Genomic DNA, 16151 nt, shown 5'->3' on the forward strand with positions numbered 1-16151 from the left:
GATATATTAAATGATATGCTATTTAGACGTGGAAGCGAAATATATGAAGATCTATATATGAAGGGATTGATAAATAGAAGCTTTGGAGCGGGATTTAATTCACAGGTAGATTATTCATTTACGACAATTGGTGGAGAATCAAAAAATCCTAAAGAGGTCAAAAAAATAATATTTGAATACCTAGATAAATATAAAGAAGAAGGCTTAGATAAAAAGACATTTGAGAGAATAAAAAAATCTTCAATAGGTAGTTTTATAAAGTATTTTGATTCTATAACATTTATCGCCAATAATTTTATTTTCTATAAATTTAAAGATATAAATTTACTAGATTATGTAGATGTAATAAAAGAAATCACATTTGAAGAGGTAGAGGATAGACTAAAAAATCACTTTAGAGAAGATAATTGTGTAATATCTATCGTGGAACCTATAGAAGCTGAATAATAACTAAAAAGTTGTGGGGAGCTTGTTTCCTACAACTTTTTTAATATTTATTTTTAACTCGTAAACTGATATAATAACAATGGTATTTATATAAATTATTTGGGCAAAAGGGGGGAATTTTTTATGATAGATATGCATTGCCATATATTACCAGATGTAGATGATGGAGCAGAATGTATGCATGATGCCATAAGTATGGCTCTGATAGCTAAAGAGCAAGGAATAACAAAAATTATCGCTACTCCTCATTATCATCCTGAATTTAGATACTTAAAAGGTGATAAGTTAAAAGAGGTTTATGAAGATTTTAAACGAGAGTTAAAAGAAAATAAAATAGACATTGAAGTATATATGGGAAATGAAATTTATTTTACTTCTAATTTAATAGAAAATATTGAGGATTTAGACTTTTTTTCTTTAAATAACAGTAAGTATGTATTGGTAGAGTTTCCACCGACTAATTTCCCAATTAATTTATGCAATGTCGTATATGAATTAAAACAAAAGGGATTCGTACCTGTTTTAGCTCATGTAGAGAGATATGCAAAAATCCACGAGGATCCAGAGATAATTTACGATTGTATAAAGACAGGTGCAATTATTCAAATAAACAGCTCTAGCCTTATGGGCAAAAATGGAAAAGAACTGCAAAAGCTATGCAATCTCTTGATAAGCAGAAATATGGTTCATTTAGTTTCAAGTGATGCACATAGCTCTGGCAGAAGACGTCCACTATTAAAGGATGCATATGAATATATTGAAAAGAAATATTCAAAGGAGTTAGCTGACGATTTATTTATAAATAATGCCGAATGTATTATACAAAATAAGGACATAATTGTTGAAGAACCGCTTGAAAAGCCAGCAGAAAAAAGAGGATTTTTAAAGAGAATATTTGGTAGATAAGAGGTGTTTATATGGATAGAGTTGCATTTACATTATTTGGAATAGATATAATGTGGTATGGAATTTTAATAGCTACAGGAATGGTGATAGCCGTTTTTATCGCACTTAGAGAGGCTAAGAGACTTAAAATATCAGAAGATGATATTTTAAACCTAGCTATGATAGCAATACCATGTGGATTAATAGGTGCCAGAGCTTATTATGTGATTTTTAATTGGTCGTATTATGCTGGAAATATAGCTGAGATATTAAACTTCAGAGGAGGAGGATTGGCTATCCATGGAGGTTTAATCGGGGGTATATTAGCAGGATTTATATATGCGAAGATTAAAAAGATAAATTTCTTTAAATTAGCAGATTGCGTAGTACTTGGAATACCTCTAGCTCAAGCTATCGGTAGATGGGGTAACTTTTTAAATCAAGAAGCCCACGGAGGTCCGACAAATCTACCTTGGGGTATAATGGTCGATGGCGTAAAGGTTCATCCTACTTTTTTATATGAGTCTATTTGGGATTTAGGTGTTTTCTTATTTTTATTTATATTTAGGAAAAAACAAAAATACCAAGGACAAATACTTGTGGATTATATAATTTTATATTCTATAGGAAGATTTTTCATAGAAGGGCTTAGAACAGATTCACTTATGCTAGGACCACTTAGAATGGCCCAAGTAGTTAGCTTAGCTTGTATAATTATAGGCGTGATATTAAATTACATATTATCTAGAAGAGCTAAAAATAATATATAGATAGAAAATATTTCGAAGAAAGGAAGTGATGCTTTAGTGGAATTTAACCATGTATCTGTACTTTTAAATGAATGTATAGAAAATTTAAATATAAAAGAAGACGGTGTATATGTAGATTGTACAATGGGTGGAGCAGGTCACTCAAAGGAAATTGTCAAAAGACTTTCAGATAAAGGTCTTTTTATAGGATTTGATCAAGATAAAAATGCTATAGCTACAGCAAAAGAAAGACTCGGCGAGTATTCTGATAGAGTTAGATTTATCCACAGCAATTTTGCAAATATAAAAGAAGAGCTTGAGAAAATAGGCGTATATAAAATCGATGGCGTTTTAGCTGACTTAGGAGTGTCATCACATCAATTAGATGAAGCAGACAGAGGATTTTCATATATGCACGATGCACCTTTAGATATGAGAATGGATGTCAGACAAGATTTTTCTGCATACGACGTGGTGAATACTTATTCAGAAGAACAGCTTGCAAAGATAATAAAAGACTACGGTGAAGATAATTGGGCGAAGAGAATTGCCAAATTTATAGTTGAAGAGCGAAAAAACAAGCCTATAGAAAAGACAGGAGAGTTAGTAGATGTAATTAAAAAGGCGATTCCTAAAAAAGCTAGAATAGACGGTCCACACCCAGCGAAAAGAACTTTCCAAGCTATACGTATAGAAGTAAATAACGAGCTAGGTGTAATAAACAAGATGATAGATGACGCTGTCTCTATGATGAATAAGGGAGGAAGAATATGTATAATAACTTTCCATTCACTAGAGGATAGAATAGTAAAAAACGAATTCAAATATCTATCACTTAGCTGTATATGTCCGCCAGAGCTCCCAATTTGTCAGTGCGACAAGGTTTCTGAAGTCAAAGTAATTACGAGAAAACCGATACTTCCATCTAAGGAAGAGGTCGAAGCTAATCCACGTTCGAGAAGTGCAAAGCTGAGAGTAGCAGAGAAAAAATAATAAAATTTACCATATATGTAAAATTTTGTTGTTTTGATATACTTTTAGGTATATAATAAATATATTAACTAAATAAATTCTTATCAAGAGTGATGGAGGGAATAGGCCCTGTGAAGTCCGGCAACCTATATTTTAGATAGGTGCTAAATCCTACTTATGTTTTCATAAGAAAGATAAGAGAAGATATGAATTTAGACTCTTTTATCTTTTGATAAAAGAGTTTTTTAGCGTGGTTTAAAATTTTCTATAAAATGAAGTGTAAGAGTTTATTTGGTAAAAGCTTATATTTATATATTATATTTGGAGGGACTAATATGGCAGAAAGAAAATTAGGTTTTAGTACATTACAAGTTCATGGAGGACAAGAACCAGATCCAGCTACAGGATCTAGAGCAGTTCCAATATATCAAACAACATCATATTGTTTTGAAGATGTTCAACATGGAGCAGATTTATTTGCACTTAAAAAAGATGGACATATATATTCAAGAATATCAAACCCAACAGTTCAAGTGTTTGAAGATAGAATGGCTCTACTTGAAGGTGGAGTAGGAGCAGTAGCATTCTCTTCAGGAATGGGAGCTATAAATGCAGCAATACTTAACATAATACAAGAAGGAGATGAAATAGTTGCAGCACCAACTCTATACGGTGGAACATATAACTTACTTTCAAACATGCTTCCAAAATTTGGTGTAAAAACTCATTTCGTAAATCCAGACGATCCAGAAAGCTTTAGAGCAGCAATAAACGAAAAAACTAGATTAGTTTATGCAGAAACTATAGGTAATCCAGGAATAAATCTAGTAGACATCGAAGCTATAGCAGATATAGCTCATGAAAATAAAATACCATTTATGCTAGACAATACTTTTGGAACTCCTTATTTAATAAAAGTATTTGATCACGGCGTAGATATAGTAGTTCACTCAGCTACTAAATTCATAGGTGGTCACGGTACTACTTTAGGTGGAGTTGTAGTAGACAGCGGTAACTTCGACTGGATAGGTAGTGGAAAATTCCCTTGCTTAACTGAACCAGATATGTCTTATAATGGACTTAATTACGCAAAAGATGTTGGAAGAGCAGCTTATGCAACTAAATTAAAGGTTCAATGGCTAAGAGACTCTGGTGCTTGCTTAAGTCCATTCAGCGCATTTATGCTATTACAAGGACTTGAAACTATGTCACTTAGAATAGAAAAACATGTAAGCAATACAAAAGCTATAACTGAATTTTTAAATGACCATCCACAAGTTGCATGGGTTAATTATCCAGGATTAAAAGACAATAAATACTACGATTTAGCTCAAAAATACCTACCAAAAGGACCAGGTTCAATATTTACATTTGGTATCAAGGGAGGACTAGAAGCTGGTAAGAAATTCATAGAAAGCCTTCAAATATTCTCTCATCTTGCAAATGTTGCCGATGCTAAATCATTAGTTATACATCCTGCAAGTACTACACATGCTCAACTTAACGAAGAAGAACAAGCAGCAGCAGGTGTTAGACCAGATATGATAAGAATGTCTGTAGGTATAGAAGATATAGATGACTTACTATGGGATTTAGACCAAGCATTAAAAGCAGCAGCTTTATAGAAATTTCTTTATAATAAAGATATTGTAAAAAAATACCAACGGGTATATAATAAATAAATGATAACAAGTAGCTATTGATATATTGTATATTGATAGCTACTTAATTTATGTGAAAAAAATTATTTGAAAGAAGTGGTTTTAATGGAAACAAGTCAGAAAAATATAAATTATTTATTTTCTAATTCAGACTTAAAGAAGCTAATTGGTCCATTGATAGTAGAGCAATTACTTTTGATAGTTGTAGGATTAGTAGATTCAATTATGGTAGCGAGCGTAGGGGAATCAGCGGTATCGGCAGTATCCTTAGTTGATACAGTTATGGTGCTTATAACACAGGTTTTTACAGCGTTGGGGACTGGTGGTGCTGTCGTAGCAGGGCAATATTTAGGTCAAAAAAATGAAAAGAAATCTTGTGAAGCGTCAGATCAATTGATGTTATTTTTAATAGTCAGTTCAATTACAGTTATGATTATAGGTTACCTTTTGAAAAACTTTATATTATACAAAGTTTTTGGTACATTAGAAGCTGATGTCATGTATCATGCTAATATATACTTATTGATAGTATTTTTATCAATTCCAGGAATAGCTATTTACAATGGAGCGGCAGCTTTATTTAGAGCTATGGGAAATTCTAAAATAACTATGAAAATATCAATTCTTATGAACAGTGTAAACTTCGTTGGAAATGCTCTTTTAATATATGGATTAAAGCTTGGAGTTATGGGAGCTGCCATTCCGACAGTATTTTCTAGATATCTAGCAGCGATAATAGCATTTTATCTTATAAGAAATCAAGGGTTACAAATTCATTTATCTGAGAAAATGAACCTTCGTTTTGATGGAGGTATGATAAAGAGAATTTTATATATAGGTGTTCCAAATGGATTAGAAAACAGTATGTTCCAGCTTGGTAAAATAGTAGTTTTAAATTTAGTAGCTAGCTTTGGAACTGCATCAATAGCGGCAAATGCAGTTAGTAACTGTCTTGCATTATTCCAAATAGTACCAGGCATGGCGATTGGGCAAGCTGTTCTAGCAGTGACATCACAGTGTGTGGGCGCAAATGATGAATGTCAAACGAGATACTATACTAAGAAATTATTAAAATTTACGTATATTGGTATGATAATTACTAACGTAATTATATTTATATTATTAGCTCCTATTTTAGATGTTTACAATTTATCTCAAGAGACATCTAGGATGGCTAGAGATATCATAATTTACCACGGAGTGATGGGTATGCTTATTTGGCCTTTATCATTTACACTTCCAAATACTCTTAGAGCTTGTAACGATGTAAAATTCTGTATGATTGTCTGCATAGTTTCAATGTGGATATTTAGAATAGGATTTAGTTATATTGTAGGAAAATTCATGGGCTGGGGTGTATTCGGCGTATGGGTTGCTATGACAATAGACTGGGCAGTTAGAAGTGTATTTTTCGTATGGAGATATTTGAGCGGAAGATGGAAATTATATTGGTATTAATTATAAAAAATCCCTATACAGATTAAAATTTTTGTATAATCTGTGTAGGGATTTTTTTAGGTATATTAATCTATAGTGATTATAGATTTAAAGCTTGAAGCTTTACCGTCTACAGTTAATTTTATATTATCATAATAATTTGCCTTATCATAAGAAACAGTATTGTTCTTTTGATAAACTACAAATAGCTTTTGTGATAGTTCTTTAGAGTTATCTTTTTTATTTAAAGAAGCTCCGATATTTAAAGTATCATCTTCGATATCACATTTTATATCAGTAAATTCGTTTTTAACTCCTAAGAAATATATATATGTATTAGACTTAGTATTTATCTGATAAACACCCTCTTCTAAAGAAGAATCGTCGATTATATTTTTAATTTTTCTATTGCTTAATGCAGAAATATCTATTTTATTTAATTTTACCATGGTTTCTGAATCACCTTTATGATTACATCCAAAGCAAAAGATGCTAGATATAATTAATGCTATAATAAATATTTTTTTCATAGGATTCTCCTTATTTTTATATTATTTTAGAGATAATACATTTTTAACATGAATCATTGTCCCTATTAAAAGGCAATCTTCATCTATATTGAATTTTGAGTTGTGGATAGGGTAAATAGTGTTTTTATTTTCATTACCACATCCTAGGTTAAAGAATACACCTGGAACCTTTTGTAAAAACCATGAGAAATCCTCAGCTCCAAGAGGGGATTTTTCTTTTTTTAACACTTTATCAGCTCCCAATAATTCAGATGTATTTTTTACAACTAAATCTACTAGCTCAGAATTATTTACTAGAGTTGGAATACCTGGGATTATCTCAAGTTCTACATTTCCTCCAAATCCAGCGCTTATATTTTCACACATAGATTTAATTTTTTTCTTTGCTAAATGTCTACTGTCTTCGTTTAGTGTTCTTAAGGTACCAGTAAGCTTGACTTCATCACATATAATATTGCCCTTATGTCCACCTTCTATTTTCCCAAAGGAGATTACTACAGAGTCAGTAGGGTCTATATTTCTGCTGACAATGCTTTGAAGTGCAGTTACTAAGTAAGATGCGATAACTATTGCATCCACTCCTTCATGTGGGTACGCTCCATGTCCATTTTTGCCTAATACTCTTAAAATGAGTCTATCTGTTGATGCTGCTGCAGTGCCTTTTTTTATCTCGATATATCCTGTTTTTATATGAGATCCGACATGCATACCAAATACCATATCTACCTTTGGATTTTCTAGACATCCTTCTTCAATCATATATTTTCCTGCACCGATTTCTTCTCCAGGTTGGAAAAAGAATTTTACATTCACTTTTAATAAATCTCTATTTTCATATAAAATTTTACAAGCTCCTAATAACATCGCAGTATGTGCATCGTGGCCGCAAGCATGCATAACTCCTTCGTTTTGAGATTTATATTCTAAATCTAATTCTTCTGTGATAGGTAGAGCATCTATATCGGCTCTCAAAGCTACTGTTTTTTCAAAGCCTTTGTTTATTTCAGCTACTATAGCAGTTGTATTTTTGTACTCTACATAGTCAACTCCTATTTCATCTAAGTATTTTTTGATTTTTTCTCTAGTTTGAAATTCCTTTAAGCCTAATTCTGGTGTCTTGTGTAAATCTCTTCTGACGTTTATTATCCAATCTTCTATATCTAAACATAAATTTTTTATATCCATTTCAAATCCTCCTTCTATTAATTATAAGCTATTTTTATATCGATTGATAAATAATTTGAAAAAAATATATATTGAAAACTTGACAGAAAATTTGAAATAACAAATAAATTTAGAAAATAGTTGACAAATAAAACGTGGAGAAATATAATTTTAATATAATAATTTAAACCGATGAATAAGAGAAGTAGATACAATAATTATTTTACAGAGAGTCGCAAATGGTGGAATCGCGATAAATAACTTGTATTGAATGGACTTATGAGGGCAGAATGAAAGGTTTTATCTGAGTAGTATCTGACGGGAACTCCATCCGTTACCATAGGAGCATATATGATAGTATATGAGATGAGTGGGTCTTATGACCAATTAGGGTGGTACCGCAGAAGATATGACTTTTGTCCCGATTATGGGATAAAAGTCTTTTTTATTTGAAAAAATTATTAATTTAAAGTATTAGGGAGGAAAAAAATATGAAAAAGGCACCATACAGATTATATTTAAGTGAAGAAGAAATACCAAAACAATGGTATAACCTAAGAGCTGACATGAAGGAATTACCAGATCCAATGATAAATCCTGCTACAATGAAGCCAGCTGTTGAAGAAGATTTATATCCTGTATTTTGCAAGGAATTAGCTCATCAAGAAATGGACAACGAAACTAGATACGTTGATATACCAGATGAAGTTAGAGAAATGTACAAAATATATAGACCATCACCACTTTGTAGAGCATATAATCTAGAAAAAGCTCTAGGAACACCAGCTAAAATATACTATAAATTTGAAGGAAACAATACTTCAGGAAGCCACAAATTAAATTCAGCTATAGCACAAGCTTATTATGCTAAAAAAGAAGGTTTAAAAGGTGTTACTACTGAAACTGGTGCAGGTCAATGGGGAACTGCTTTATCAGAAGCTTGTTCATACTTTGGATTACCACTAAATGTATATATGGTCAAAGTATCTTATGAACAAAAGCCTGACAGAAAAAATATAATGAAAGTATTTGGAGCAAATGTAACTCCATCTCCAAGTGACACTACAAATGCAGGTAGAAAAATACTAGCTCAAAATCCAGATGATCCAGGTTCTCTAGGAACTGCAATATCTGAAGCTGTTGAAGTAGCAGTAGGAACAGATGGATACAAATATGTTTTAGGTTCAGTTTTAAACCAAGTACTTTTGCATCAATCAATAATAGGTTTAGAAGCTAAAGCTGCTATGGATAAATTAGAAGAATACCCTGACATAGTAATAGGATGTGCAGGTGGAGGATCTAACCTAGGTGGACTTATAGCTCCATATATGCAAGACAAGCTATTAGGAAAAGCAAATCCTAGAATAGTTGCAGTAGAACCAGCATCTTGTCCATCTCTTACAAGAGGTAAATACGCATACGATTTCTGTGATACAGGTAAAATAACTCCTATGGCTAAAATGTACACTTTAGGATGTGAATTTACACCATCTAAAAACCATGCTGGAGGACTTAGATATCACGGTATGAGTCCAGTATTATCTAAATTATATCACGATGGATATATGGAAGCAGTTGCAGTTGAACAAACTAAGGTATTTGAAGCAGCTACATTATTCGCTAAGGTTGAAACTATACTTCCAGCTCCAGAATCATCACATGCTATTAGAGTTGCAATAGATGAAGCATTAAAATGCAAAGAAACTGGTGAAGAAAAAACTATATTATTCGGCTTAACTGGAACAGGATACTTCGATATGAAGGGATATAATGCTTATGTAGAAGGAACAATGACTGATTATATTCCTACAGATGAAGATTTACAAGTTGGATTTGATAAATTACCTATAATTCCAGGAATACAAGACGAAATAAAATAGTGATGATTATATAAATATTGATAAAAAAAGCGAGAAATTTTAACTTCTTCAAAGTTAAGATTTTTCGTTTTTTTTTGAAAACAAATATTTATAAATTAAAAATATATCTTGACACAAAAAATAAAAATTAATAAAATATATAGCAAGCTATATATTTTAAGGAGATGAAAATCAATGCTAAGTTCTACATTTAAACAAATACACATAGCTTTTGAATATCGATGTAATAAGCATTTACAAGGGTATAATTTGACACAATCTCAAATGAATGTACTTCTGTATTTAAAGCACCATGAGGATTCTGTAGTTACACAAAGGGATTTAGAAGCTGGTTTAAGATTGAAAAATCCTACAATTACAGGAATTTTGAACAGACTAGAGGATAAGAATTTAATAACTAGAGAGACAAATTTAAAGGATAGAAGATCTAAAATTATAAAAATGACCGACAAAAGCAAAAAAGTAGTACAAGAAACTTATATACATCTCGAAGAATTAGAATCATATATTGTTAAAGGCTTTTCTGACGAAGAAAAAGAAGAATTAGTTGTATTATTAGATAAGGTTTTAAATAATTTAAAATAAATTACATTTTAAAAACATAGAGAAATTTCTATAGTAAGTTTTAAAAAGTCTATATTAATTTAATAATTTTTATAATGAGGACTTTTTAATTTTGCAAAAATAAAATTATTTATGTATTGAGGAGGGATAAAATGATACGAAAATTAGCATCATATATTGGTGAATTTAAAAAAGCTTCTATATTAACACCATTATTTATAATACTAGAAGCTATTTGTGAAGTAATTATACCGTTTTTAATGGCTGCAATCATTGATAATGGTATAAATAATAGTGATATGGGATATATTGCCAAAATAGGTGTACTTATGTTAGTTATATCTATGTTATCACTTTTTTGTGGTGCTTTAGCTGCGAAGTATGGAGCTAATGCTTCTGCTGGCTTTGCGAGAAATTTGAGAAGTGCTATGTTTGAAAATATTCAAGAATTTTCATTTGAAAATATCGACAAGTTTTCAACAGCAGGTCTAGTCACAAGGCTTACTACTGATATAACAAATGTACAAAATGCATATCAGATGATTTTGAGAATGTGTGTAAGGGCTCCACTTATGCTCGTGTTTGCTATGATTATGTCTGTTTTAATAAATAAGACTTTATCATTAGTATTTTTAGGGGCGATAATATTTTTAGGAACAGTGCTTTTTTTTATAATGACAAATGTACATCCTAAATTTATGAGTGTTTTCAAAAAATACGATGATTTAAATGCCAGTGTTCAAGAGAATTTAACTGGAATAAGAACAGTGAAATCTGCTGTAAGAGAGGATTTTGAAATAAATAAATTTAAAAAGGCTTCTTTAAATGTAAAAAATAAGTTCGTAGATGCAGAAAAAATATTAGTATTAAACGCACCTGTAATGCAGTTTACTATGTATACATGTATATTGCTTTTATCATGGCTTGGGGCTAAAATGATAGTTTCAGATACAATGACTACAGGTCAGCTTATGAGTTTATTTACTTATGCAACTCAAATACTTATGAGTTTGATGATGATATCTATGGTATTTGTAATGATAACTATGGCAAAATCTTCTGCAGATAGAATATTTGAAGTTTTAGAAGAAAAGAGCACTATAACAAATCCTAAAAATCCAATAAAAGAAGTAAAGGATGGATCTATAGTATTTGAAAATGTAGATTTTTCTTATGCAGGAGACGAAAACAAGTTAAATCTACAAAACGTAAATCTAGAAATAAAATCAGGCGAAACTATTGGAATCTTAGGAGGAACAGGTAGTGCGAAATCCACTTTAGTTCAACTAATACCGAGACTTTACGATGTTACAGCAGGAAGTATAAAGGTCGGTGGAGTAGATGTAAGGGATTACGATACTGAAAGCCTTAGAAATGAAGTTTCTATGGTTTTACAAAAAAATGTACTATTTTCAGGTACAATTAAAGAAAATTTAAGATGGGGAGACAAAAACGCCACAGACGAAGAGATAATAGATGCATGTAAAAAATCTTGTGCAGACGAGTTTATAGAAACTTTCCCTGATGGATACGATACTTATATAGAACAAGGTGGAACTAACGTATCTGGAGGTCAAAAGCAGAGATTATGTATCGCAAGAGCACTTCTTAAAAAGCCTAAAATATTGATTCTAGATGACTCTACAAGTGCAGTAGATACTAAGACAGATGCAATAATTAGAGATGCTCTAAAAAATGATATATCGTCTACAACTAAAATTATAATAGCTCAACGTATATCGTCAATTGAAGATAGCGATAAGATTATAGTTTTAGATGATGGAAAAATAGATGCAATAGGAACACACGATGAATTGAAAGCAAATAATTCTATCTATAGAGAAGTTTACGAATCACAAATGAAGGGAGCTGATGATAATGAGTAGAAAATTCGATAAAAATGGAAAAAGACCAAATGCTCCTAAAGGTAATCCTATGAAGACTTTAAAGAGAATAATAGATTATATATTTAAAGAATATAAATTTTTATTCTTTATAGTTTTAATAATGATATTTATTAGTTCAATTGTTTCTGTTTTAGGAAATTTATTTTTAAAAAGCTTAATAGATGACTATATAGTGCCACTTGTAGGAAGCTCTAACCCTAATTTTGTACCTTTGTTAAAAGCTTTATGTATAATGGCAGCAATTTTCTATACAGGTGCAGTATCATCTTATATATATAGTAGACTTATGGTAAATATATCTCAAGGAACATTAAAAAATATCCGTGATGATTTATTTGAACATATGGAGAAGCTTCCGATTAAGTACTTTGATACAAATGCTCATGGAGATATTATGAGTATTTATACAAATGATACAGATACCTTAAGACAGATGATAAGCCAAAGTATACCTCAGCTTATATCTTCTGTAATAACTATAGTAGGTACTTTAGCATCTATGATAATACTTAGTCCGATACTTACAGTTTTAGTTTTGTTGATGGTTGTTGTAATGTACAGAGTTATGAAGGTTGTAGGTGGTAAGAGCTCTCACTACTTTATAAATCAACAAAGAGATTTAGGTGCAGTCAATGGATATATTGAAGAAATGATGGAGGGTCAAAAGGTCGTTAAAGTATTCTGCCATGAAGAAGAGTCAAATATTAAATTTAACGAGTTAAATGACAAATTATTTGAAAGTGCAGACAATGCAAATAGCTTTGCAAATATGCTGATGCCTATAATGGGAAATATAGGTAATATAAGCTATGTTTTAATAGTTGCTATTGGTGCTGTTTTAGCTATAACTGGTGTAGGAGGTCTGACTCTAGGAGGATTAGCTTCTTTCCTACAACTTACTAGAAGCTTTAATATGCCGGTAACTCAAGTATCTCAACAGTTTAACTCTATAATAATGGCCCTTGCTGGAGCTGGTAGAATATTTGAACTTATAGATCAAGAACCAGAGGTAGACAATGGCTATGTAACTTTAGTAAATGCCGTAGAAGAAGATGGAGAAATCAAAGAAGTAAAAGAGCATACAGGAACTTGGGCATGGAAGCATCCTCATAAAGCAGAAGGTACTGTCACATATACTAAGTTAAGTGGAGACGTAGTATTCGACGGTGTTGATTTCGGTTACAACGACGATAAGATAGTTTTACACGATATAAGGCTTTACGCTAAGCCAGGTCAAAAGGTAGCTTTCGTAGGAGCTACAGGTGCAGGTAAAACTACAATTACAAACTTGATAAATAGATTTTACGATATACAAGACGGAAAAATTAGATATGATGGAATCAATATAAATAAAATCAAAAAAGACGATTTGAGAAGATCATTGGGAATAGTACTTCAAGATACGCATTTATTTACTGGAACTGTAATGGAAAACATCAGATATGGGAAATTAGATGCAACTGACGAAGAAGTAATAAACGCCGCTAAGCTTGCCAATGCACATGGATTTATATCTCATTTAAAGGATGGATATAATACTGTTTTAACAGGAGATGGAAGCAATTTATCTCAAGGACAAAGACAGCTTTTATCAATTGCTAGAACTGCAATATCAGACCCACCAGTACTTATACTAGATGAAGCTACATCTAGTATAGATACTAGAACAGAAAAAATAGTTCAAGATGGTATGGATAAATTGATGGAGGGAAGAACAGTATTTGTAATAGCGCATAGATTATCTACAATAAAAAATTCAGACGTCATCATGGTGTTAGACCAAGGTAGAATAATCGAGCGTGGAAGTCACGACGAGCTTATTGAAAAACATGGCAAATACTATCAATTATATACTGGCGCCTTTGAATTAGAATAGTATACGATAAATACACTTAATTTTAGTGAATAAAACTAAAGTTAGGTGTATTTTTTTTGTTTCAATTTAAAATATATTCAAAAATATTGAAACAAAAAAATCGAATTTGTATTTATATGTATATTTTTTTAGAAATTTTTTTAGAGGAAGATATATCCGAAATAAATAATTCTTTAATTGAGACTATGTATTGATGTTTAAAATTAGGGGGTCTTGATATGAAGGAGAGTAAGGAAAAAATAAAGAGTTTTAAAGCATATAAAAGAAGGAAAAAGAATAAAAATAAAAGAGGTGTAATATTGATTGTTTTAATAGCGGCGATAGGTATTGGAAATTTATGTATTTATCAGATTTCTTCGAGCTTAAAATACGATATATATTATTTGGAAAAGGATTTAAAAAAGAAACAGAATAAGCTAGAAACTTTAAAAGTAGAAAATATAGGCGACAAAAGCTCAAATAACTTAGAAGAAGAGGCTAGTTCAAAATTGAATATGATTTATCCGAAAGAATATCAAAAAAGGTATATTTCTGTAGACGATTAAAGGAGGATGAAATGAAAAAAATAAGGATTAAAAGTAAAAAAAGATTAGTATTAGTTCTTATTTGCGCATGTAGCTTGTTTTTAATATTAATAGTAAGAACTTGTTATTTGCAGCTCATAAATGGTGAATGGCTCAGTACTAAGGCCTCAGAGCAGCAGACGAGAGAAATTCCTATAGAGGCAAAACGTGGGACTATTTACGACAAAAATATGAAGGAATTAGCTGTGAGTGTTACGAAATACACCATTTGGTGTAAGCCAGTTGAAGTGAAGGATAAAGAGGAGACGGCGAAGAAAATCGCGAGCATAGTTAAGGATAAGGATTACGAAGAAGTTTTAAAATTAATATCAAAAACAGATCAAGCATTAGTTAGAATCCAAAGATGGGTAGACGACGATGTGGCCGATAAAATACAAAGCCAGTCTTTATCAGGAATATGGGTATCAGAAGATCCAAAGAGATATTACCCATATGGAAATTTTGCATCGTATGTTTTAGGTCATACGTCAGCAGACGGCTCAGGAGTAAGTGGTATTGAATTAAAATACGATAGTAAATTACATGGTGAAGAAGGAAAGCTGATAGTCAGCACTGATGCATCTGGTAGGGAAATCAATCAAGGTGTAGAAAAGTATTACGAGCCCACTCAGGGAAATGGATTAGTGCTTACTATAGATGAAGTTATTCAAAGCTATGCAGAAAAAGCAGCACAAAGGGCCTATGAACTAAACAACGCCAAAAGAGTAAAGATAATCGCCATGGACCCAAAAACAGGAGATGTTTTAGCAATGGCATCAAAGCCAGATTACGACCCAAATACTCCTACAAAAGCGATATATCCTTATTTTGAGGAGTTGTTAGAAAGCTATGACGACGATAAAAAAATAAACGCCTATTATGAAATGTGGAGAAATACACTTATAAGTGATACATATGAACCAGGGTCTACTTTTAAACTGATAACATCTACAGCATCAGTAGAAGAAAATGTAATCAAACCAAATGAACACTTTACATGTACAGGTAGCGTAAATGTAGAAGGGCAAAAGATAAAATGCTGGAGATCTTACAGACCTCATGGAAGCGAAACGTTTGAAGAAGCAGTGCAAAATTCATGTAACCCAGTTTTTGTGGAATTAGGAAGAAGGCTTGGAGTTAGCAAATTATACGATTATATAGAAGGGTTTGGACTTACAAGCAAAACAGGTATAGATTTAGTAGGAGAAGCGAACAGTATATTATATAAGGAAAAAGATGTCGGTCCTGTGGAGCTAGCGACTATTTCATTCGGTCAATCTATATCAGTTACTCCTATACAGCTAATCACAGCAGTCTCCGCTATTGCAAACGATGGAAATCTCATGCAGCCGAGACTTGTAAAGGCTTATACAGATAATGAAGGGAATATAACAGAAGAAATTGAACCTAAAACTGTAAGACAGGTAGTTTCTAAAGATACCTCAAAAAAAATGCTAGAAGTCATGAATTCTGTTGTTACAGACGGTGGAGGTAAAATAGCTTATTTACCTGGATA

General features: G+C 31.7%; 14 protein-coding genes, 1 riboswitch and 1 other annotated feature. Of the genes, 12 read left to right on the forward strand and 2 right to left on the reverse strand.

Annotation, left to right across the window (positions count from 1 at the left end):
• The 6 genes from MR593_RS09680 to MR593_RS09705 all read left to right on the forward strand — a co-directional run.
• Positions 1-447, forward strand: a 447-nt coding sequence (locus MR593_RS09680; protein ID WP_290692309.1) for a M16 family metallopeptidase, incomplete at its 5' end; no start/stop codon positions are given.
• A 123-nt stretch (positions 448-570) separates the two neighbouring features.
• Positions 571-1353: a tyrosine-protein phosphatase gene (locus MR593_RS09685; RefSeq protein ID WP_290692311.1), complete on the forward strand. Its 783-nt coding sequence runs from the start codon at positions 571-573 to the stop codon at positions 1351-1353.
• A gap of 11 nt (positions 1354-1364) precedes the next feature.
• Positions 1365-2102, forward strand: a complete 738-nt coding sequence (lgt, locus tag MR593_RS09690) for a prolipoprotein diacylglyceryl transferase (RefSeq protein WP_290692313.1) — start codon at positions 1365-1367, stop codon at positions 2100-2102.
• A gap of 36 nt (positions 2103-2138) precedes the next feature.
• On the forward strand, positions 2139-3074 hold the full coding sequence (rsmH, locus tag MR593_RS09695; protein WP_290692315.1) for a 16S rRNA (cytosine(1402)-N(4))-methyltransferase RsmH: 936 nt from the start codon (positions 2139-2141) through the stop codon (positions 3072-3074).
• 77 nt (positions 3075-3151) lie between these two features.
• A riboswitch (SAM riboswitch) is annotated at positions 3152-3254 on the forward strand.
• Between the two features lie 134 nt (positions 3255-3388).
• Positions 3389-4678 carry an O-acetylhomoserine aminocarboxypropyltransferase/cysteine synthase family protein gene (locus tag MR593_RS09700; protein ID WP_290692317.1) on the forward strand — a complete coding sequence of 430 codons (1290 nt, stop codon included), beginning with the start codon at positions 3389-3391 and terminating at the stop codon, positions 4676-4678.
• Positions 4679-4819: 141 nt separating this feature from the next.
• Positions 4820-6172 carry an MATE family efflux transporter gene (locus MR593_RS09705; RefSeq protein WP_290692319.1) on the forward strand — a complete coding sequence of 451 codons (1353 nt, stop codon included), beginning with the start codon at positions 4820-4822 and terminating at the stop codon, positions 6170-6172.
• Between the two features lie 65 nt (positions 6173-6237).
• Here MR593_RS09705 and MR593_RS09710 read toward each other — a convergent pair whose 3' ends face one another.
• Together MR593_RS09710 and MR593_RS09715 are read right to left on the reverse strand one after the other, a co-directional pair.
• Complete coding sequence (locus MR593_RS09710; RefSeq protein WP_290692321.1) at positions 6238-6681, reverse strand: hypothetical protein; 444 nt, start codon at positions 6679-6681, stop codon at positions 6238-6240.
• A gap of 21 nt (positions 6682-6702) precedes the next feature.
• A complete protein-coding gene (locus MR593_RS09715) occupies positions 6703-7866 on the reverse strand; it encodes a M20 metallopeptidase family protein (RefSeq protein ID WP_290692323.1) in 1164 nt (387 codons plus the stop codon).
• 162 nt (positions 7867-8028) lie between these two features.
• Positions 8029-8272, forward strand: a binding site (T-box leader).
• A 64-nt stretch (positions 8273-8336) separates the two neighbouring features.
• Between MR593_RS09715 and MR593_RS09720 the strand changes: the two genes are divergently transcribed.
• From MR593_RS09720 to MR593_RS09745, 6 genes are all read left to right on the forward strand, one after another.
• The gene (locus MR593_RS09720) at positions 8337-9725 is read left to right on the forward strand and encodes a TrpB-like pyridoxal phosphate-dependent enzyme (RefSeq protein ID WP_290692325.1); all 1389 of its coding nucleotides are present in this window, start codon (positions 8337-8339) and stop codon (positions 9723-9725) included.
• A gap of 174 nt (positions 9726-9899) precedes the next feature.
• The gene (locus tag MR593_RS09725; protein WP_290692327.1) at positions 9900-10310 is read left to right on the forward strand and encodes a MarR family winged helix-turn-helix transcriptional regulator; all 411 of its coding nucleotides are present in this window, start codon (positions 9900-9902) and stop codon (positions 10308-10310) included.
• A 131-nt stretch (positions 10311-10441) separates the two neighbouring features.
• Positions 10442-12175, forward strand: a complete 1734-nt coding sequence (locus tag MR593_RS09730; RefSeq protein ID WP_290692329.1) for an ABC transporter ATP-binding protein — start codon at positions 10442-10444, stop codon at positions 12173-12175.
• Entirely contained in the window at positions 12168-14072 is a 1905-nt protein-coding gene (locus tag MR593_RS09735) for an ABC transporter ATP-binding protein (RefSeq protein ID WP_331474789.1), read from the forward strand. Before MR593_RS09730 ends, MR593_RS09735 begins: the two co-directional genes overlap by 8 nt.
• A gap of 218 nt (positions 14073-14290) precedes the next feature.
• Positions 14291-14617 (forward strand): hypothetical protein, encoded by a 327-nt coding sequence (locus MR593_RS09740; protein WP_290692333.1) that lies wholly within the window; start codon positions 14291-14293, stop codon positions 14615-14617.
• Between the two features lie 11 nt (positions 14618-14628).
• A partial coding sequence (locus tag MR593_RS09745) for a peptidoglycan D,D-transpeptidase FtsI family protein (RefSeq protein ID WP_290692335.1) occupies positions 14629-16151 on the forward strand: 1523 nt, incomplete at its 3' end.

This window comes from Intestinibacter sp. (assembly GCF_022780145.1).
Taxonomy (GTDB): Bacteria; Bacillota; Clostridia; order Peptostreptococcales; family Peptostreptococcaceae; genus Intestinibacter.

Bases quoted from the DNA above. Each gene is read 5' to 3' on its own strand.
- MR593_RS09715 (WP_290692323.1), bottom strand. From the start codon at position 7,866: ATGGATATAAAAAATTTATGTTTAGATATAGAAGATTGGATAATAAAC.
- MR593_RS09725 (WP_290692327.1), top strand. From the start codon at position 9,900: ATGCTAAGTTCTACATTTAAACAAATACACATAGCTTTTGAATATCGA.
- MR593_RS09735 (WP_331474789.1), top strand. From the start codon at position 12,168: ATGAGTAGAAAATTCGATAAAAATGGAAAAAGACCAAATGCTCCTAAA.
- MR593_RS09730 (WP_290692329.1), top strand. From the start codon at position 10,442: ATGATACGAAAATTAGCATCATATATTGGTGAATTTAAAAAAGCTTCT.
- MR593_RS09720 (WP_290692325.1), top strand. From the start codon at position 8,337: ATGAAAAAGGCACCATACAGATTATATTTAAGTGAAGAAGAAATACCA.
- MR593_RS09700 (WP_290692317.1), top strand. From the start codon at position 3,389: ATGGCAGAAAGAAAATTAGGTTTTAGTACATTACAAGTTCATGGAGGA.
- MR593_RS09740 (WP_290692333.1), top strand. From the start codon at position 14,291: ATGAAGGAGAGTAAGGAAAAAATAAAGAGTTTTAAAGCATATAAAAGA.
- lgt (WP_290692313.1), top strand. From the start codon at position 1,365: ATGGATAGAGTTGCATTTACATTATTTGGAATAGATATAATGTGGTAT.
- MR593_RS09685 (WP_290692311.1), top strand. From the start codon at position 571: ATGATAGATATGCATTGCCATATATTACCAGATGTAGATGATGGAGCA.
- MR593_RS09705 (WP_290692319.1), top strand. From the start codon at position 4,820: ATGGAAACAAGTCAGAAAAATATAAATTATTTATTTTCTAATTCAGAC.
- MR593_RS09710 (WP_290692321.1), bottom strand. From the start codon at position 6,681: ATGAAAAAAATATTTATTATAGCATTAATTATATCTAGCATCTTTTGC.